Annotated in this window: 16 protein-coding genes and 3 pseudogenes; 17 read left to right on the forward strand and 2 right to left on the reverse strand. The window is 47.1% G+C overall.

The features are described 5' to 3' along the window. Positions 1-119 precede the first annotated feature (119 nt). Positions 120-1,187, reverse strand: coding sequence for a helix-turn-helix domain-containing protein (locus AB2J24_RS18635; RefSeq protein WP_367386604.1), 1,068 nt, complete (start codon positions 1,185-1,187; stop codon positions 120-122). A gap of 175 nt (positions 1,188-1,362) precedes the next feature. On the opposite strand from AB2J24_RS18635, the gene AB2J24_RS18640 reads away from it, so the two are divergent. Continuing rightward, positions 1,363-3,060 (forward strand): alpha/beta hydrolase family protein, encoded by a 1,698-nt coding sequence (locus AB2J24_RS18640; protein WP_367386605.1) that lies wholly within the window; start codon positions 1,363-1,365, stop codon positions 3,058-3,060. Between the two features lie 160 nt (positions 3,061-3,220). After that, positions 3,221-3,517, forward strand: a pseudogene (locus AB2J24_RS18645) (DDE-type integrase/transposase/recombinase); the annotation flags it as partial. 82 nt (positions 3,518-3,599) lie between these two features. On the opposite strand, the pseudogene AB2J24_RS19905 reads toward AB2J24_RS18645, so the two are convergent. Further along, positions 3,600-3,679 (reverse strand): annotated as a pseudogene (locus AB2J24_RS19905) (IS6 family transposase); the annotation flags it as partial. 354 nt (positions 3,680-4,033) lie between these two features. On the opposite strand from AB2J24_RS19905, the gene AB2J24_RS18650 reads away from it, so the two are divergent. The 15 genes and pseudogenes from AB2J24_RS18650 to AB2J24_RS18720 all read left to right on the forward strand — a co-directional run bounded on the left by AB2J24_RS18650 (position 4,034) and on the right by AB2J24_RS18720 (position 20,317). Then, the gene (locus tag AB2J24_RS18650) at positions 4,034-5,287 is read left to right on the forward strand and encodes an ABC transporter substrate-binding protein (protein WP_367386606.1); all 1,254 of its coding nucleotides are present in this window, start codon (positions 4,034-4,036) and stop codon (positions 5,285-5,287) included. A 15-nt stretch (positions 5,288-5,302) separates the two neighbouring features. Then, positions 5,303-6,202, forward strand: a complete 900-nt coding sequence (locus AB2J24_RS18655; protein ID WP_367386607.1) for a carbohydrate ABC transporter permease — start codon at positions 5,303-5,305, stop codon at positions 6,200-6,202. Between the two features lie 12 nt (positions 6,203-6,214). Further along, complete coding sequence (locus tag AB2J24_RS18660; protein ID WP_367386608.1) at positions 6,215-7,045, forward strand: carbohydrate ABC transporter permease; 831 nt, start codon at positions 6,215-6,217, stop codon at positions 7,043-7,045. After that, on the forward strand, positions 7,042-9,057 hold the full coding sequence (locus AB2J24_RS18665) for a DUF5107 domain-containing protein (RefSeq protein WP_367386609.1): 2,016 nt from the start codon (positions 7,042-7,044) through the stop codon (positions 9,055-9,057). The genes AB2J24_RS18660 and AB2J24_RS18665 overlap by 4 nt, the downstream gene beginning before the upstream one ends. Next, positions 9,050-10,126, forward strand: a complete 1,077-nt coding sequence (locus AB2J24_RS18670) for an ABC transporter ATP-binding protein (protein ID WP_367386610.1) — start codon at positions 9,050-9,052, stop codon at positions 10,124-10,126. Before AB2J24_RS18665 ends, AB2J24_RS18670 begins: the two co-directional genes overlap by 8 nt. Positions 10,127-10,149: 23 nt before the next feature. Beyond that, positions 10,150-10,464: a cupin domain-containing protein gene (locus AB2J24_RS18675; RefSeq protein WP_420883671.1), complete on the forward strand. Its 315-nt coding sequence runs from the start codon at positions 10,150-10,152 to the stop codon at positions 10,462-10,464. A gap of 10 nt (positions 10,465-10,474) precedes the next feature. Then, complete coding sequence (kduI, locus tag AB2J24_RS18680; protein WP_367386611.1) at positions 10,475-11,302, forward strand: 5-dehydro-4-deoxy-D-glucuronate isomerase; 828 nt, start codon at positions 10,475-10,477, stop codon at positions 11,300-11,302. Continuing rightward, a complete protein-coding gene (locus tag AB2J24_RS18685) occupies positions 11,299-12,096 on the forward strand; it encodes an SDR family NAD(P)-dependent oxidoreductase (RefSeq protein ID WP_367386612.1) in 798 nt (265 codons plus the stop codon). The genes kduI and AB2J24_RS18685 overlap by 4 nt, the downstream gene beginning before the upstream one ends. A 227-nt stretch (positions 12,097-12,323) precedes the next feature. Further along, the gene (locus AB2J24_RS18690; protein ID WP_367386613.1) at positions 12,324-13,202 is read left to right on the forward strand and encodes a DeoR/GlpR family DNA-binding transcription regulator; all 879 of its coding nucleotides are present in this window, start codon (positions 12,324-12,326) and stop codon (positions 13,200-13,202) included. Beyond that, positions 13,195-14,283, forward strand: a complete 1,089-nt coding sequence (locus tag AB2J24_RS18695; protein WP_367386614.1) for an SIS domain-containing protein — start codon at positions 13,195-13,197, stop codon at positions 14,281-14,283. The genes AB2J24_RS18690 and AB2J24_RS18695 overlap by 8 nt, the downstream gene beginning before the upstream one ends. Then, positions 14,264-15,226, forward strand: coding sequence for an ROK family protein (locus AB2J24_RS18700; RefSeq protein WP_367386615.1), 963 nt, complete (start codon positions 14,264-14,266; stop codon positions 15,224-15,226). Before AB2J24_RS18695 ends, AB2J24_RS18700 begins: the two co-directional genes overlap by 20 nt. Then, a complete protein-coding gene (locus AB2J24_RS18705; protein ID WP_367386616.1) occupies positions 15,210-16,490 on the forward strand; it encodes a class II D-tagatose-bisphosphate aldolase non-catalytic subunit in 1,281 nt (426 codons plus the stop codon). Before AB2J24_RS18700 ends, AB2J24_RS18705 begins: the two co-directional genes overlap by 17 nt. Next, on the forward strand, positions 16,487-17,575 hold the full coding sequence (locus AB2J24_RS18710) for an N-acetylglucosamine-6-phosphate deacetylase (protein WP_367386617.1): 1,089 nt from the start codon (positions 16,487-16,489) through the stop codon (positions 17,573-17,575). The genes AB2J24_RS18705 and AB2J24_RS18710 overlap by 4 nt, the downstream gene beginning before the upstream one ends. Before the next feature lie 198 nt (positions 17,576-17,773). After that, positions 17,774-18,491: pseudogene (locus AB2J24_RS18715) on the forward strand (IS6 family transposase). Positions 18,492-19,039: 548 nt separating this feature from the next. Beyond that, positions 19,040-20,317: an ABC transporter substrate-binding protein gene (locus tag AB2J24_RS18720; protein WP_367386618.1), complete on the forward strand. Its 1,278-nt coding sequence runs from the start codon at positions 19,040-19,042 to the stop codon at positions 20,315-20,317. The last annotated feature ends 78 nt before the right edge of the window (positions 20,318-20,395 follow it).

The raw sequence follows: 20,395 nt of genomic DNA on the forward strand, positions 1-20,395 counted from the left end.
AGGAAGTCTTATTTTAAACTATAAGCGGCCGTGAAATTTGGACCGAAGCTATTCTCCGAATGGTCCAATACAACCATTTCCCAAAGAACAACTTATTGGTATGCTGCACTCTGAATTCACTAATGACCCGGTCTGTGTTTGGATCTATATCGAGAAGGTGTCATGCCAACCACACGACTGAACTCTGAGTTGAAGTTGGACTTTGTAGAGAAGCCAGCTTCTAACATCAACTCTGTAACGGGCGCATCGGTAGTTTTGAGCGATTCCTGAGCATAACGCACTCGATATCCATTTATATACCGAGAGAAATTTTCTTGACGACATCGGTTGACGGCTAACGAAATTTGTCGAGCTGGCTGGCCCAACCGTCGAGCAATTCTTGCTAGTGTTATGCCACTGTCGCGGTACAATTGTCGTTCAGCAAGCAGCTCGTCCAATGCATTAATTGTCTCATTATCTTTCTTTGACGGATGAGCCCCGCCGCCTACGATAAACCTCTCTTTTTTCTGACCAACATCGAAAGTGGCCAACCGCGCTATATAGAGTGCTGCAGCAAATGCAAAAAGAATCATGGCAACAGCTATGGATATTATTGAAACTTGAACAAAAAATTCTGAATAGCCTCCAGAAAACAAACGACGTGAAATAAATATGGCCACTTCCAACACTAGGATGAATCCAAACAAACCGATCCCTGCTATTATCCCCACAATGCTTAGTTTGTAACCTTGTGACGTAACGCGAATGAATTTGTCCGGCCCGGCCCGGAGTAAACTGAACATACGAACTGTATAAAATGCCAGGCTCGGAAATATAAAGATATCAACAAGGATCAAGGATACATCAGGTCGCATAAATGCTAACCCTGTAAATATCGCCACAAAAAGTGCTGGCCAGCCATGTCGAAAAAGCAGCTTTCCGGCAGATGTTGGAGGATCTTCAGTTAAAGTGTTAAACGCGAGATAAAGAGTTGGTTGGATTAACATGGCGATTACCGGCTGCACAAATCGAGCCAATTCGACCCCATAACCATCCCGAAGGCCGACCAAGATAAACATCATTGCCAACATAAGAAAAAACGCAGTGAGTAATGCTCGTGTAGGCGACGGCATGCGACTTACCGATACAGCCGCGCCTATGAGAGTTGCAATCAAAGCGATCACAAAGGCCAATGGCAATTGAAGCATTCACGCCCCCTCTTCTTTGAAGATACAACATATCAAGATCATCCAAGCGAAACTACCCGGAACGCGATGCAGGGCGTTCTGAATCGTATTTCAGGTCTCATTAGATGAAGAAAACCGTCAGGTTGTTAGTTCAGGTTTAGTGATGCCCATGGGGCAAGATGTTTTGGAGAGTGAAATGACATACTGGAAATTTGTGCTTGTCGCAGCGGCAACCTTTACTGGGATATCGGTTCTGAGCTTGATAACCAGTTTGATAGTGAATTCGGCCCCTGCAGAAACTTCAAAAATTGTAAGCTCGACAAGTTGGGTTGGGGAAACATTCATCGACGGCAAAGCAAATTTTATTCGTATTGCCCCCCAGGTATTCTCTGGACCTGAGTTATTTTTTCACCGTCCAAACGAGTTGATATTTAATCAAACCCTAGACGGTTTTACCGTTAATAACTCCACGATTTCATTTGCAGTTATTAGTGATCTCGGTGAACGCATTCAAATGTTCTCAGGCACTTATAACATAGATAGCAATTATTACAGCGGCACGGTGCATGGCGTGGCCGGTAATGGCTCGTTTATACTTTATCCAACAGCATCGGTTCCTGATAACACTGTTTTAAAGGCATATTCAGGCACTTATGAAATGGCAGATGGAGTCTACCGCACGGTAGGATTTGAGGACATCGCAGGTTTAGTTCAAACGCGATTATACTACAGCGATGGCGAAGACTTCGTGTTGCTCTTTCCAATATCAGCTTCTGAATTCTTGACCGGACTTGGTGAGAGAGTTCGCTTTGATCGCGCTAAAGACGGTGTGTCAGCGATGACAATCATAGGCAGGTCAAGTGAGCGTAGTGTTCCAAAGATTAAATTGTATTCCGAAACCGAAGTAATGTTCCAGAGCGACGATGCAACAATCGTCGGAACTCTACTGACCCCCAAAACACCTGGACCTCATCCGGCGGTGATCATTTCCCACACCTCCGCAGGTGGCGAGCGCCACGCATACTGGCTGTTTGCATCTCAATTTGTACAAGACGGAATTGCTGTTCTGTCCTACGATCGCCGCGGACATGGTAAATCCACTGGAGGTGAGCCATTTAACTTTGACACCGATGTGTTGGCTGAGGACATGAAGGCTGGGTTCGCTTTCCTTCAGACCCACTCGGACATTGACCCTCAACGCATCGGGCTAATGGGATTCAGCAACGGCTCCTGGGTTGCAGCGCGGGCAGCGGAAGATATCCCTGACGTAGCATTTATCTCGGTGAGTATGGCAAGTGGGGTTAGCCAAGTGGATGCCGAATTGTTTAGACGAGAATCAGCCTTGCGAGCAGCAGACGTTTCTGAAAAAAGTATTACACAAGCTGTTGAGGCGCTCGAACTTTACTACAAGGGTAGCATCTCGTCATTTACTAAAACAGAAGCAACTGAGTTCAGCATAATGTATCAAGCATTGGTAGAGAATAAAGAATTTCAGAGCGTTCAGGGTTTCAATATTCTACCCACCGACACTCCACTCGAGCAAATCCTGAATGATGGTGGGTCCAGGGCCTATATGGGGTTTTCTCCGACTGAAATCTATCTGAGCACTGATGCTCCTGTATCCTTCTTTGCCGGTGAGTTGGACGAGAATATTCCAATCGGCCTTACCAAACTAACATTGGAAAACGTCATCGTGCAACGGCCAGGCGCGGACATCACATTCGTTGTGTATCCCAATGCTCTCCATGGGATGTTTACTCTACCCGCACCTATAAAAGGCATAAGTCAAGATGTCTTGCTCCCCAATTTGGCAAGCTATCAATTTGCGAGCGGCTATATGACCCAGATGCGATCTTGGCTCAAGGAAAGGACTGGATTAGCTGAGGGTGAGTAAACATCTACCTATGTCACGATAACCCTGGTGCCTTTTTGCAAGAGAGATGGGGGGCTTGTCGCAAAGTTCATTGAGTTAACGTGATTTTGAGATTTGGCTGTTGAAACGGTGCTCTGATTTATTGGAGTACTGCGTCATGATTCTCAATGCCATAGCAAAAAAGCTTGGAACCGATCGCGCAAACACATTTCCGTCCACAATCAAAACGTCCGTAGAACACGGCTTGCTCCACCCTAATCCTGTACATTATGTTACTAAACATCTCCAACAAGGCATTGAAAGCGATCACTTTCGGGTCAAGAAGAACATGCCAAAAGTTGATAGCTTTCAATCCTTCAACACGGCCAGACGAACCATCGCTGGTTTTGAAGCTATGTTGTGTTTGAGGAAAGGCTTTGGCAATTCTTGCAGTTGGAATGTTAACAATCAGAATGAATTATTCAGGCACCTCTTCTGACTTCAATGGGTTAATAAAGTATGAAAGCAAGGCCGTTCAAGTGTAATTGCGGCCTCTGATAATCTTTGCGACAAGCCCCTTCAACATCACGCTCCGCCATGATTTCTTCCAAATCACGATAAGAAACCCCGTATCTGACATAAAAGATATTGCATATAATATAACTCCTTTGCGATAGGCGGCCTAATTCACTCTCATAAGAAATCAATCTATTCAGCTCAAAAGGAGCTGATTGATTGCAAAATATACACAAAACTATATTTTAATAAAGGTATGAAGTGTTGTTCAATGCAATTACGAATTAAATTATTGATTTATATCTGTCTTCCTTATTACTGCAATTGAATACTTCTCAATATTTGAAAATTAGTGCTAAGATTTAGGGTTTAAAACTACAAAAAACTCTCCAGTTTGCACAATTCATGTAGTTAAATAAAAATATTGTTGCATAACTACATATGTCATGCTAGTTGAAGCATCGGAGAACAGTCATTTATCTTTCAGGGAGGAAAAAAGATGCGAACAGTAACAGCAACTACGATTGGTTTAACTTTGGGTCTGATGGCGACTAGCGCGGCAGCTTCAGAGTTGGTCTTTTGGTCTATGTGGAATGAACCAGAGCCTCAAGCTCAGGCATTGCGCGAGGTCATGGCGGCCTACACGGCGAAAAAACCAGATACCACTTTCAAGGTGGTTTGGAATGGGCGTCAGAATCAGGTGAAGATCCGGGCTGCTATTGGCGCAGGTACCCAGATCGATTTTATGGACCAGGATGGTGATCAGCTGGCAAGTGGCCTGGTTCGTGCTGGTTTAGGGTTGCCATTAGATGAAATGTTGGAAGGCTCTGTGTCAGAGGATATGTTGCCCAACGTTCTGGATCTATTTGCTAAAGATGGCGCTCGGTATCAACTGCCATACATCTACAACCCGATTTCAATCTGGTATGCTAAAGACCTTTTTAAGGAATTGGGGCTGAGTAAGCCGACCACCATGAAAGAATTGCTGGCAGCATGTGAAACAGCTGCGGCGGCCGATTTTAATCTTCTGGTGACTGAAGGTAATGTTGCCAATTATCAGCTTTATAATTTCACCTACGCCATGCAGCGTGTAGCCGGAAATGGTGCTGTTCGCAAAGTGATTGCTGATAAAACGGGTGAGGCGTGGAAGTCTGACGCGGTGCGCGCCTCTCTTGATGCGGGAACTGCGATGTGGGATGCCAAGTGTTTCTCAGATGACGTACTCGGTTTTCAGTTTCCGATCGGTCAACAGACCATAGCTCTGGGTGAATCCGTCGGCGAACTGGTCGGCGCATGGCTTCCTGCTGAGCTGTCCAAGGCTGTACCTGAAGATTTTGAATGGGGATCTTTTGGTTTTCCAACGATTGAAGGTGGTACGGGTGCAAATAGTGATCTGCAAGCCTCACTTCTAACAATGATGGCCTTTGCGGATTCACCAAATGCTTCCGAGGTGCTTGATTTCTTTAAATTCTTAGTAAGTGAAGAAGGGCAGACCATCATATCAACGACAGGTGGGGTTGGCGTGACGAACCGCAATGTCAAGTGGAATAGCAATCTGACTGATGGTTATGAACTTGCGATCAATGCCAGTGCTATTCTGGCATCGAACGATGCAACAAATGTCGTTTATCCGGAATTCCATACGACGGTGCTAGCTCCTACATATTCAGAATTCTTCCGTAAGCAGATTACTGCCGAGGAATTCATGGAAACGATGGCGAACCGTGCTGCTAAATTCTGGTCCAACCAGTAAGACTGGGATAAAAAAATGATCCGACGCCGACTGATTGTTACTTTCCTGTTTCCTGCCCTTGCTCTTTACATAGGGTTCATGATTTACCCCGCCATTTTGGCGGTGAAGCTGAGCTTCTATGAAACTTCCGGTTTTGGTGATCAGCAGCTTTGGGTGGGGCTAGGAAACTACAAACGCCTGGCGGCGGATCCCATTTTCTGGAAAAGCCTACAGAACACACTTCTGATTCTCATTGTAGGAGGATTAGGGGTATTCGGATTTGCTTTCCTTTTCTCGGTGTTCCTGAATTCCGGGATTTGGGGAAAGAAATTTTTCCGAGCGATCATCTTTATGCCCAACGCAGTAGCTGTCATCGCTATATCCACATTCTGGTCTTTCATGTATACGCCGCGCTATGGGTTGTTGCCTAACTTCTTTCATCTTCTGGAAGATTACAACATCCCGACATTCGGGTTGGATCAAGTACTCTGGACTAGCCCTGAAAACATCTTTTTCTCGATGATGGTTGGGCTTGTCTGGGTTGGTACAGGGTTTTTTACAATCCTGATTCTGGCCGGGGTCGATAAAATTCCAGTAGAGTTGGTTGAAGCTGGTCGTATTGAGGGTGCATCGGATTTCCAGATATTTAGACACATCACCTTACCAATGATCTCTGATGTGGTCCTTATCACCATCGTTCTTTGGTGCGTTCAAGCGGTGAAGGTTTTTGAATATCCTTATGCATTTGGCGGACCCAACATCGACACCGGCCTTTATACCAATGCGATCTATCTCTACATCCAGGGGTTTGGTCAGCGGGATCCGATTTTCGCACTGGGATATGCGACTGCGCTCGGTGTTGTCATGGTGTTGCTGACGATCCTGATCGTTATCTTCTTCCGGATTTTCAAGCCGGCCGAACGGATAGAATTCTGAGGGAATGCTAAAATGACTAATCGTACTGTTAGGCTTATTTCATATGGGTTTTGCGGGCTTTGGGCCGGGTTTGGGATTTTCTTCCTCGCCTGGCTGGTCCTTGCGTCGCTCAAAACCAATCGTGGCTTGTTTCGTGCGCCCTTCACACTGGCAGACAGCGTCCATGTTGAAAATTACGTCCGCACCTGGCTTGCTGCTGATTTTGGTGCATATTTTCTGAATTCGGCGCTGCTTGTCACTGGGTCGGTTTTAGGTATCTTGATTGCGGCGGTTCCTGCAGCGTATGTCCTTAGTCGAGCACAATTTCGCGGCCGCAACGCGCTGACATCGTTTTTTGTCGTGGGAATGGGTATCCCGACACCACTACTTCTTGTGCCGATCTTCGTCATCATGGCTGGGCTTCGACTTGGTGATACACTGACCGGTCTGTCTGTGATTTATATCGCACTGTCATTGCCATTCTCGATCTATGTGTTGACGGGGTTCTTTTCTTCCATTCCTTCAGATCTGCAATCAGCTGCCACAATTGATGGGTGTTCAGATTTTCAGACATTTTTTTATGTGATGTTGCCATTGGCGCGACCAGGTGTTTTGACCGTGGCGTTGTTAAATTTTGTGGGTCTATGGAATGAATATCAACTGTCCCTAATCATGTTGAACAGCCCGGAAGTAAGGACACTTTCACTTGGACTTTACTCGCTGATTACATCTATGCAGTACTCTGGCGCTGACTGGGTCGGACTGTTTGCCGGTGTGGTCATTACCACAGTTCCAAGTGTCCTGCTCTTTATTTTCTTCGGTAACAAAATGATCGAGGGTATGACAATGGGAGGTGTCAAATGACATCTGTAGTTCTTTCACAAATAACCATGCCATCCGCATCGCTTGATGCAGACAACCCGTTGCCCAAGTTCTGGTGGCAGCAACCAGGGCGATTGATGGATGAGGCTCCAGTTGGTCTGTCAAAGGAAGAAATGGAAGGCTATATTTCGCAAGGACGAGCCTCTATCTTACCATACCTGGTGCAGGATAACTATGATCGCGATCTGAATGACACAGCGCATCGGTCGATAGAGATTAATAATGGAGCGTTACGGCTGACTGTTCTGCCTGATCTTGGTGGACGACTTTATTCCATGGTGGATCTTTCAACGGGGCGTGAATTATTGTTTCGTAATCCGGTGTTCCAACCTGCAAATCTATCTTTGCGCAATGCATGGTTTTCTGGTGGAATTGAATGGAACGGTGGCGCAGCCCCCGGTCACACAGCCTCAACTTGTGAAACGGTATTCACCCAACGTGTCGAAACAGGTCGTGGCCCGATCCTCAGAATCCACGATTTTGATCGAGTATCGGAAACGGCCTGGCAGATAGACCTATTTCTGCCAAATGGCGAAGCACGCTGTTTTGTGCATGGGCGTATTGTGAACCCAAATCCTGAGGCAAGAAAAGTCTACTGGTGGACTAATACCACTGTGCCCTATGAACCGGGTCTCAGGGTAATTTCGCCAGCTGATTATTCGGTCGAACATATGTTGCCGGATAACCATCTGGAACGCTGCTCTTTTCCGATGGGGTGGGGATTTGATGCGAGCTATCCCGGTAATTGGAATTCATCAACTTCGGTGTTTTTTAGGCGCCCCGGGCAGCAAATGCCCTGGCTTGCGGCATGTAAGCCGGATGGTTACGGTCTTGGACAGATTTCAACGAAACATTTAAAAGGCCGCAAATACTTTTTCTTCGGTAAAGGTGAAGGCGGTCGGCATTGGGCCGAATATCTGAGTGAGCCGGGCAAGGGCCAGTATGTTGAGATTCAATCGGGCGTTTTGCCAACACAAAACCAGTTAATGACGCTTGCCGCAGGTGCGTCTTATGAGTGGACGGAGTGTTTTGTACCCTTAGAAGGATGTGCGCCAGCTGCAAAAGGGCCTTATGATGATGCGGTTACCCATGTGCAGCAAACGATCACCGATGCTGTTCCGGTTGAAGATCTTGCCGATGTTCATATGTTTTTGACTGAGGCGGCACGGATAACTCCAACTGAAACATTAAGCACTGGTCAAGGATGGGCCTCACTGCACGAACAAATGATCGGCACAAACATTGCAGACGGCATGGATTTTGATACAGATGACCACCCGGAAGTCTGGTCAGATATTGCAGCTGGCGTGATGGTTGATACCGATATTTCTGTACCCTCCAAATTTGCCACATCGCAACTTTGGGAAGCCCGATTGGACGCCGCTCTCTCTCAACAACCTGAGCATGCCGTTTTGCACCTGTTTAAAGGGATTGCTGCGCTGGATCGCGAAGCTTTCCCTGTAGCCGAGATGCATTTCCAGAAGGCAGATGAGCTCTCGCCTGGTTGGCTTGTCGCCCGTTGCTTGGCTGTTCTTTATGATCGACAGGATCTTGCCGATCAGGCGCAACTGCAGTTTAAACGCTCGCTTGCCTATACGGATTGCCCGCCGCAAGTAGTTCTTGAGTTTGGGGAATTTTTGAAGAAATCAGGCTTGAGAGATGATTTAAACACGCTGCTAGAAGATATTTGTGAAGCAGATAATGAACACGAGCGTTTGCGTATTTTACGCGCGGAGGCCGCACTTGATCGGAAAGATTTCACAGCTCTCAGCCGTCTACTCAATTACCCTTATGCCACGGTGCGGGAAGGCGAGGTTCTGTTATCCGATCTTTGGCGGGCTTGTGTTCTGGGATTGGCATCGCAGGGCAAGGGTGGAGACCTGACTAAAGAGGAAAGCGAGCGCACATTGGCTGAGAACCCTGTGCCGTTTGAACTGAACTTCATGATGAAAAGTGCAACAATTCAAGTAGATGAGGAATTGGCCGATGGCTGACGTGAAAATTACGAACCTTAAGAAGGCCTACGGCAATGTTGTCGTTCTCGAAGATATCAACCTGCATATCGCCGATGGTGAATTTGCAGTTCTGGTTGGACCTTCTGGATGTGGCAAGTCCACGCTTTTGCGTAGTATCTCTGGGCTTGAAAAAGTCAATGGCGGTACTCTCGAAATCGGGGGTACTATGGCCAACAATCTCACTCCGATTGAACGGGGCGTTGGTATGGTATTTCAATCCTATGCACTTTACCCGCATATGACAGTCGCGGAAAATCTGGGGTTTGGTCTCAAGATATCTGGAGTGTCGGCTGCTGATCGCGCACCACGCGTTCAGGAAGTCGCCGAGATGCTCAAACTAGATCAGCTTCTTGATCGGCGTCCCCGTGCACTTTCAGGTGGCCAAAGGCAACGTGTTGCCATTGGGCGGTCCCTGGCGCGGCAGCCCAAGATTTTTCTGTTTGACGAACCTTTATCTAACCTTGATGCTGCATTACGAGTCGAGATGCGCGTTGAGTTGTCAAAGTTACATCAGGATTTAAAATCAACGATGATCTATGTCACACATGATCAGGTTGAGGCAATGACTATGGCAGATCGAATTGTTGTGATGGATGCAGGCCGGATTATGCAGGTCGGCAAGCCGTTAGAGTTGTTCAATTCACCAAAAAATCGCTTTGTTGCAGGCTTCCTCGGACAGCCAGCCACCAATTTTCTCAAGGTTACGCATGTTGCTGTTGAAGGCGACGCAACGCGGATACATTTCGCTGGTGGTAGTGTTTTGTTCAATGGCACGCCATCGACATTGGATAATGCCATTGAGCTGGGACTGCGACCTGACAGCCTTTTTCCTGTGGGTGAGGGTGCAGAGGTCCAGACCACCGTTGAATTAGCCGAGCAACTTGGCGACGAAACACTGCTGCATACGGTTTTGGATAGTGGCGAAAAGCTGGTTGTTAAATTGAAGGGTCAACATGCCTATAAACCTGGTGACAAGGCCGGATTCCGATCAGATATTTCTGCGCCTATGCTTTTCAATGGCTCTGGCGACAACCTGTTTTCAAATTGATTCAACATTGTGGAGTATTTAAAGTGTCAAAAAACCCTTTCCCCGTTGTCCCAACCGGTATGGGAGCAACACGTCAGGTGCAAGCTGATCATCCAGATATGATGGTTGTCGAATTTTGTTTTGAAAAGGGGGCCAGCGGTGCCGCCCACGCCCATCCCCACCTTCAATCAACCTATGTCGCAGCCGGACGGTTTGAATTCACCGTTGGAGATAAGACCTCCATTCTTGAACCAGGCGATTGTCTGGTGATCCCTTCTAACACAACACACGGCTGTGTTGCACTAGAAGCAGGTGCGTTGATCGACACATTCACTCCCCGCCGCGATGATTTTTTGTAAGGATAAAGTAATGCAAAACACACAAATTAGACAGGCAATTGATCCTAGACATGCCAAGTCGATGGATACTGAGGAGTTGCGCTCCGAATTTCTGATCGAACGCCTGTTCGAACCAGGTTGTACACATTTTGTCTACAGCCACCTCGACCGACTGATTGTCGGTGGGACAATGCCTGGCTCCACAACCGTTACCATAGACAAGATCGCCGAAACGGGAACTGCCAACTGGCTGGATCGACGTGAGGCAACCATCGTTAATATCGGCTCTGGACAAGGGCAAGTTAAAGTTGGTGGTGAAAGTCATACGTTGTCGCATCATGATATGCTATATCTTGGTATGGGTGCAGGCCCGGTAGAGCTGTCCGGCGACACCAAATTCTATATCCTGTCCGCGCCGGCACATCGGTCCATTCCAACCCGACTTATTACCATTGATCAGGCGGCACAAGTGCCACTTGGAACACGCGAGACCAGCAATGAACGCACCATCTACCAATTCGTGCATCCTGATGTCATGGAGAGCTGTCAATTGGTCATCGGAATCACCAAGCTTGCATCAGGATCGGTCTGGAATACGATGCCCGCACATCTGCATGATCGCCGATCTGAGGCCTATCTTTATCTTGATGTGCCCGATGATCAGCGGGTCTTTCATTTCATGGGACAGGCTGATGAAACACGACATCTGATTGTATCCAATGAGCAGGCAATCTTATCACCTGGTTGGTCAATCCATTGCGGCGCTGGCACTTCGTCCTATAGTTTCTTATGGTGCATGGCTGGAGATAATGTTGATTACACCGATGTTGAAATGGTCGGCATGTCGGATTTGAGATGATGGAAATAGCTGTATCTGGAAATCAGGAATTCATGTCGACCTTTTCTCTAGCAGGGAAAACAGCCGTGGTCACTGGAGCCAGTCGGGGAATTGGACAGGCGATCGCAGTTGGTCTTGCACGTGCCGGAGCAAATATTATCGGTGTATCTTCGCGGATGTCATCAGATGGAGCGACAACAGGTGATGCAGTTCGCGCAGCTGGCGGTACTTTCCATGGCCTTGCTTGCGATTTTGCAGATCATGCCGCCGTCACTAAATTCGCCCAAAATCTTAGACGTGATCATGGTTCAATCGACATTCTTGTCAATAATGCTGGTACGATCCGCCGCGCGCCGGCCATTGAGCACAGTGATGACGATTGGAACGCGGTGATTGATATCAATTTGAATGCCCAGTTTGTCCTGTCTCGAGAACTTGGCTCGGATATGGTGACGCGCGGATCCGGTAAAATTATTTTTATCGCCTCGCTGTTAACCTTTCAGGGGGGGATCACTGTGCCTGGTTATGCCGCTGCTAAGGCTGGTATCGGGGGCCTAACCAAAGCTCTCGCCAATGAGTGGGCAGCTAAAGGGGTCAATGTAAATGCAATTGCCCCGGGATATATCTCCACCGATAATACCGAAGCTTTGCGTGCTAATCCTGAACGCAATCGTGACATATTGGCTCGGATTCCGGCAGAACGCTGGGGCGATGTAAAAGATCTTGTTGGCCCTGTTGTTTTTCTAGCTTCTGATGCAAGCCAGTACGTTCATGGGCATATCATGTTAGTGGACGGAGGGTGGATGGGCCGATAACTTGGCTGTGTCGTAAAATGGTTCTGCTGAGATTGTTTCATTGAAATCAGAATCACGCCTCCTCACTGAAATTTTAGTTTTACTACAATTTCAGTGATTTTTCATAACATGGTGTATATTATCTAGAAATCGAAGTATTTCGGGTAAATACAGAGTTACTTTATTGCATAAAAAGTAGTTATATGAAATTATTGGGTTTATGTAAATTATAACGCGAATGATATAACATGAATGATACGGATAATATTTTCCAGCGAATATGTGAAGATCGAGATACTCTATCCAGGGCATTTCGTCAGATTGCAGATTTTCTCATTGCAGAACCGCGTGAATTTATCACTAATCCGATGCGTGTTTTGTCCGAAAAAATTGGTGTCAGTGAACCTACTCTCATTCGCTTTGCTCGCCATTATGGCTATCAGGGTTTGCCGGATTTACGCCTATCTTTTGCCATGTCACTGGCGACAAGGGACACGGATGTTGCTGCCGATATGGAGCCACGCCTAAAGGATAAAGAGGTCGTTAATCGAATTGCCAAACAGATGATAGCGGCCAAGGCCGCCGAACTTACCGCACAAGATCAATCACTATTACTCGACTCTGGCTCTACAACTCAGTTCCTCGCAGAAAATCTTGTGTCAGCACCGGCTAAAACAATTCTCACCACAAGTCTCAACTCAGTATTAATCCTACGCAACGCTGAACAACATCGTCTGATGATGCCTGGCGGCATATTTAGGCATGCAGCAATGTCACTGGCCGGACGAATGGCCGAGATGAATTTAGCAGATATGACGTTTGATACTGCCTACATTGGAGCGGACACTTTACATCCTGAACATGGTATTTCGACCTACAGTGAGGAAGAAGCCCATCTCAATCGCGCAATGATCCGCGCAAGCAAACGCGTTGTCGTGCTTGCTGATGCCAGCAAATTCAAGGGGCCAGCCCTACACCGTATATGCGATTTGTCGGATGTCGATATTATCGTTTCTGATAGCACACTATCAAGCCAAGTCCGCAGTGCGATTGAAGCCACCAGTACAGAATTGATTCTAGCTGAATTATCTCTACCCAACTTAGAATTAGAGGATACTCATGAATAAAGTTTTTGACACCGAGCAAGAGATCGCAGCTCAGCCGGATATCTGGAATGCTTGGGCTCGAACTTTGCCCGCTACCGCCTTAAAGATTCGTGAGTGGATTGAAAAACGTCGACCAGACGAAATCTGGTTATGTGGTGCTGGCACCTCCGCATTTATCGGCGATTCAATTGCAATGTCACTTGATCGACGCTGTTCGGATATTCCCGTGCGTAGTATACCTACAACTGATCTTGTGGCTCAACCTAAGAATTTTTTTCGCAAAGGCCTAAAACCTCTCGTTATTTCCCTTGGACGCAGTGGCAACAGTTCAGAAAGTGTCGGTACGTTAAACCTGATGGACACGCTGGCACCTGATGCGGACCGGTTGAACATTACGTGCAACAAAGATAGCACACTGGCAAACCGTAAAACTGTTGGCTCTGGTGAATTGCAGGTGATTATATTGCCAGAAGATTGCCATGATTCAGGATTTGCCATGACTTCCAGCTATACCACCATGTTGTTAACTGCGATGGCTTGCTTGGATAATTCCCCATTGGAGGGCCTGACATCGAGAGTTGAAGCACTAGCCAAAAATGCCCGTTCAATCCTATCGCATGATTTAGACCTATCTCGCCCCGAACGTGCAGTCTTCCTTGGTTCTGGCGCTTTTACCGGAACTGCCCGTGAATCTGCATTGAAAGTTTTAGAACTAACTGCTGGCCACGTAGTAACCTCATGGGACAGTACATTGGGGTTTCGTCACGGCCCTAAAGCCGTGGTTGATAACCAAACTGCAATCTATATTTTTCTATCATCCGATCCCTTGACCCGCAGATACGATCAGGATGTTGCAACAGAAATTCGCGAGCAATTTCCAACCATACCTGTCACAACAATCGGCCAACCCCTTCAGGGAAGCGATACACCCGACATTGGGTTTGAGACTGGACTAGAAGATGTCTGGAACACACCGATTGCAGTGCTCATCGCGCAGCGGCTTTCCGTGGCTTGGTCAAAATCGCTTGATCTCAATGTTGATGATCCATTCGCTGGCCAGAACCTAACCCGAGTAGTATCAAATGTCCGCCTCTACTCGTAATCCGACTACTGCCGTCGCTGCGGGTATTGATCTGGGAGGTACAAAAATTGAATCGACTTTGTTCGATTCTGATTTCCTACCCCTTACATCGCGCCGACAACCCACACCCGGCAACTCTTATTCCACATTACTCAAAGCCTTGGAAACTGAAGTTCAATGGCTTAGACACGAAGCAACGCAAAAAGATTTACCCATTGGTATTGGTATTCCCGGGCTTGTTGATCCGCAGACTGGCATTTCAGTGAGTGCCAACCTTACAGCAAATGGTCAGACCCTTGCCCAAGATCTCATGGCCCGTGCTGGTGGCACAATCGTATCGGCCAACGATTGCAAGTGCTTTGCTTTATCTGAGGCCTGTGGCGGAGCTGGAGAAAATCATTCTCGTGTGTTCGGATTAATACTCGGTACCGGCCTTGGAGGTGGATTGTGCCAAGATGGCCAACTGGTGCTGGGTTACAATGGATTGCCCGGAGAGGTTGGGCATTATGGCCTACCCGCACATATCGTCATTGAGCACGATTTACCGCTTCTAAAATGTGGGTGCGGACGGATCGGATGCACAGAAACGCTGATCTCAGGCACCGGCATTGCACAACTCTCATTGGCACTTACCGGTAATGAGCGCTCCGCAGTTGATATTGCATCAGCTCCGGATGAACCTGATAATAGCAAAGTGTTAGAAGTCTGGAGCAAACTTGCAGCTGAGATGCTTCATACAATTCAACTTCACATTGATCCTGATTGCATCGTTCTAGGTGGAGGCTTGTCTAACATTGTCGATCTGGAAACACGCTTAACCAATGCATTAAATGAAGTTGCGTTACCTTCAGTAAGGCGACCAGAAATTTTAAAACCAGCCTTTGGCGATAGTAGCGGTGGCCGCGGAGCTGCCTTACTGTCACTTGGCACCGAAGAAAGAACTGATCATGAGCCTCGTAAATGATATTGTAGCAAAAAACCGAGCGGGAGAAACTGTTGCAATTGCGTCGGTCTGCACGGCCCAGCCGGATGTGCTTTCCGCATCATTGTTGTTGGCTCGAGAAACTGGACGTCCAATCTTGATTGAAGCAACCAGCAATCAGGTAAATCAGTTTGGCGGGTATACCGGTTTGACACCGGAAGAATTCATAGCCTATGTACAAACATTGGCGAAAAATCTAAATGTAGATCCGGCGCTTGTTGTTTTTGGTGGTGACCATCTTGGCCCACAGGTTTGGCGGGCTGAACCTGCTGAAGTTGCTATGTCCCATGCAAAAGATCTCATGCGTGCCTATGTCGAAGCTGGATTTACCAAAATTCACCTCGATTGCTCCGAAGGCTGCGCTGGGGAACCGGCGCAAGTCGATGATGATGTAAGTGCAACCAGAGCTGCAGCACTTGCAGCTGTTTGTGAAGCTTATGCGCCTGACGCATCATTAATAAGCTATGTTATCGGAACGGAAGTACCTCCACCCGGGGGAGCCCGCGCAAATGAGGTCGGACAGGTCATTACCCCTACACAACCAGAACATGCCCGACACACGCTCGAACGTCACCATGCCGCCTTTAAAGCCGAAGATTTACTTGACGCCTGGGATCGAGTTATTGGCTTGGTCGTGCAGCCAGGATTGGAATTTTCACCAACCCATATTGATCGCTTTGACATGAGTTCCCCTGACGAATTGTCTACGGTGCTATCAGATTACCCGAATATTTCGTTTGAAGCACATTCAACCGACTATCAGTTTGATGATGTCTACCCGGAACTAGCACGCCGTCATTTTGCCATTCACAAAGTTGGTCCCGCCCTTACTTTTGCCTGTCGGCAAGCCCTTTATGCATTAGACGGGATGTCCCGTTGGATAGATCCCAACCGTAGTGGCAGCGATCTGAGCAACGCAATGGAAAAACTAATGCTTAAGAAACCGGATTCTTGGCACAAGCATTACGAAGGTGATGAGACCGAATTACGTCTCCAGCGGCATTTCGGTTATGCTGACCGGATCCGCTATTATTGGCCTGAACCCGAGGCACAAAAAGCGTTGTCCGATCTGTTTGGGGCGCTAACACTTTCTGCGCCTGCGCCGCTGATCCAACAATATTTTGCGTCTGATATCACTGAACGGGCAAAAGCGCTGGAACAGGCTGCAGGTGGTTGGGCTCGCGCACTTGTTTGGGCGCAAATTCAAGCAGCATTAGTTCCTTATCTATTTGGTAACAACAGATGAGGTGGATGCGACCTCACGCGGTATTTGATGGCCAAACCCTGTTACCCAATCTTGCTGTCGCAATAGAAGACAACAGGATCGTACAATTAGCAGATGTCAAAACGCTGGCTGCTAAGACGGAAATTGAACCCTTGGAGGCAATCTTGTCACCTGGCTTGTTCGACATTCAGGTTAATGGCGGTGGCGGTGTCATGTTAAACAACGAACCAACTCGCGAAGGTGTGCGTGCAATCGCAGCAGCGCATCGCTCCGTCGGCACACCTTTCATTCTGCCCACAGTTATTACCGATCACCCAGACATTATAGAACGCGCTGCCGATGCTGTTCTTGCCGAATATAATAAGAATGGCGTGCTCGGCATTCATATTGAAGGCCCACACATAAGTCTTGCTCATAAGGGCACACATGATCCAACTCGCATTCGCCCATTCGATAATAGAACCCGCGATCTGTTAGTACGATTACGTCGTCATAATTTGCCTGTTCTGCTAACAGTTGCACCTGAAACGCTTGAACCCGGCACAATCGCTGATTTGACTGCAATGGGCATAGTTGTATCCGCAGGTCACAGCAAAGCGACAGCAGAACAAACAGAACAGGCTTTGACTGAGGGTTTGCGAGGGTTCACCCATCTTTTCAACGGTATGCCGCCAATGACATCACGCACACCCGGCATAGTTGGCGCAGCTATTAATAGCTCCGCTTATTGCGGCATAATCGCAGATGGTCATCATGTGGATGATAGGATGACAGCTCTCGCCTTTCGCGCCCGTCCCACCCCCCACCGGATGGTTCTGGTATCAGATGCTATGTCGACAATTGCTGGTCCCGATCATTTTACGCTCTATGGTGAAAAGATTATAGTTGATGATGGCAAGCTAGTGAATTCAAAAGGGTCTCTAGCAGGTGCACATATTGATCTCAAAAGCTCTGTTATCCGCCTTGTCGAGCATGTTGGATTAACACCCATCGATGCATTGATGGCCGCAACAACTACCCCGCGTAAGTTCTTAAGAATTCCGAAACAGAGTATGTTGGGAAGTTCGGTTGATGATGTTTTTTTCGCACCAGCATGGCAAACCTAGCTAAGTACAGGTAAGAATAAATGAACCTTCATTTTTCTTGGCATTCAGATTTTTGTAGTGCGTTCATCATTGCGCATACGAAGATATGCACAGATCGTGCAAGATGCATTCATACAGGTACTGTCGCAAAGTTTACGCCCGGTTTATTTTAACTTTGTAACAATCTTCAATCTAGTAAGCATTTGGGTTGAAGGTTTAATGATCAAATTCAAAGACAGTCACTATCCCAAACGTGTTATATTATGTGTAATATTTTTTTATGTCAGATACGTGGTTTCTTATCGTGATTTGGAAGAAATCATGGCGGAGCGTGATGTTGAAGTCGGTCATGCGACACTAAACCGTTGGGTGGTAAAATATTCACCAATAATAGCATCTCAAGCGCTACGCCAAAAATCAAGAACCAGTTCCCCATGGCGCATGGACGAGGCCTATATTAAAGTCAAAGGTAAGTGGGTTTATTATCGAGCCGTCGATAAACACGGAAAAAACCTAGATTTCATGCTGTCAGAGCAACGCGATGCTAAAGCAGCTCGACGATTCTTCATGCAGACAATTGATGCAAACGATGTGCCAGATTAAAGTGGTTGTCGACAAGAGTGGTGCCAATCTGGCGCGACTAATATGGACCAATGTAATGTTGAAATTCGCGTACGAAAGCAAATTGATAAAGATATTGCAGGTGAAATATCTCCTTCTCACGCATTTACAATGCGCTGTCAGGCAACGGAAAAATATTGTAGAACAAGACCATCGTTTCATCAAGAAACTGACGCGCCCCATGATGGGCTTTAAAGCCTTTTATTCAGCTAGCGCAACACTAAAAGGTATCGAAGTTACACACATGATCCGCAAATATCAGTTCGGAAAAACCACTCAATCTGCTTTCCAACAATTTGCTGCAATTGCTGGATAATTCAGTCTTGATCCAATCTTTGCAACAAGCCCGCCAAACGTCTTTTTGGATAATTCCAGACGGAGAACTGTAATGCTTATAGCTAACAGATTGCGGTTTTATCACCAGGGGTCAGAAACAATTGTCATTCCCGCGAGTTAACAGGTTATCTGGGTGTAATATCTTTAAATCTCTAAGAAAAAAAATTCTTTTTAGTTGACATGTTAAAATATTTCTTTTTTTATGAATGAAAATGTGTGTCGGATTCTCAATCTTAGCATGCCCTTGGGTCACGTCTGTCAGTGAACTTCAGGTCAGATAAAAGGTTGCCCGTTAGGTAAGAAAACACGCGTTATCGAAGCCCGCGCAGAGCTATTGTGCGATTGACAAGGAATACACAAAATCATTGCCAAATCACCGTCGGCATCAGGCTGGCCGACTTAGTGAAAGTAAACTTTAACAGCCTGTTTGCATGCGAAATAAAGCAAGACAAGGCGCCTAATTCGCCGCGGCTATGTTTCGCTTAGGAGATTGTAAACATTCAATCAATCCAATTGAGGAGGAACAAAATGAGACGATTTCAACTATCCTACATCACAAATGTAGCGCGATCAGTTGCGTGCGCATCTCTAATTTTTGGCGGTAGCTTGTTAGCTGGTACGAACGATGTTATCGCACAGTCGACAGAGGTCACGGTCTGGTTTGGGCGTGAGAACTTTATGCCAGCTGATGCATTCGAGACCTTCCACAAAAATAATCCTGATATCAAGGTGACGGCAAACGTTGTGCGACTGGAAACAGCAGTTGCTGATGCGCTTCGCGCAGGACAGGCTGGTCGAGCTCCGGACATTCTCCAAGTCCCGGCAGATGGACTTGCTCCGCTCGTTGCACAGGATGCAGTGCGTGACGTGTCTGGCGTTCTGAAGATGTGGCGCTCAGAAGATCCTGCTTCGTTGGATGATTTTTCTTCAGCGGCGATTGAAATGGCGTCACTTGATGGCACACCTTATGGTGTTACGCTTTTCGCTGGACCTTATTGGTATACATATCGCAAGGATTGGTTAGCAGATGCTGGCATGAATGTACCGCAAACATGGGATGATGTTCTCAAATTTGCGCGAGCAGCAAAGGATCAGGGCAATACTGGTTTTGCTGTTATCGGAAGCCGAGCGCATGATCCGGTTTGGTTCCTGGCAACGTTCATGTCAATGGGTGGGCAGTTTGAAAACGGAGTTCCACAGATTAACTCGGAGGCGGGTCACTATCTTTTGGGTTTCTACCAAGCATTGGTTCGAGAGGGGCTGACGTCACCGGATGTACTTGCTTGGGATTCGGGCGCAATGCGCGCGTCATTTATTGGAGGGAATGCAGCTCAAGCACTTTTGGGCGACAATATTTATCCCACGCTCAATGAATCTTTAACATGGAACGAACACTGGGATGGTACACCTCCACCGGCACGTCCTGGAGCTGAAAGTGAAGCTCGCACTATGACCCTCGGCTGGCCATTTCTTGTCACAAAGGATGCAGCAAATGACGACGTTATATTGAAAGTGCTGCGCTACCTTTCTGATCCTAAAAACGTGGGCGAAGTGTCAGTGCGATATCAGCCAAGCACTGTTATGTCGGTGTTCAAATCACCTGAGTACAACAGGATTAAGCCATGGTCATCTGAGTTCGCCGAAGGATTCTCAAATTTGACGCCGTTGCCAACCCATCCTAGGCAGAGTCAGATTTACCAGATCTTGCTAGACTCGATGCAGGAAGCGTTGAGTAATCCGGATGCGGACGCAAGCAACATCGCGGCAAAGCACCAGAAGTTAATAGATGAGTTAACCGACGGCTAAGTGGTAATCCAAGTACAATAATGACTGGGCCGGATTTATCTTCGGCCCAGTATCGAAGATTTATTGTTGTGGAGGTAT

Source organism: Lentilitoribacter sp. EG35 (assembly GCF_040784015.1).
GTDB lineage: Bacteria > Pseudomonadota > Alphaproteobacteria > Rhizobiales > Rhizobiaceae > Lentilitoribacter.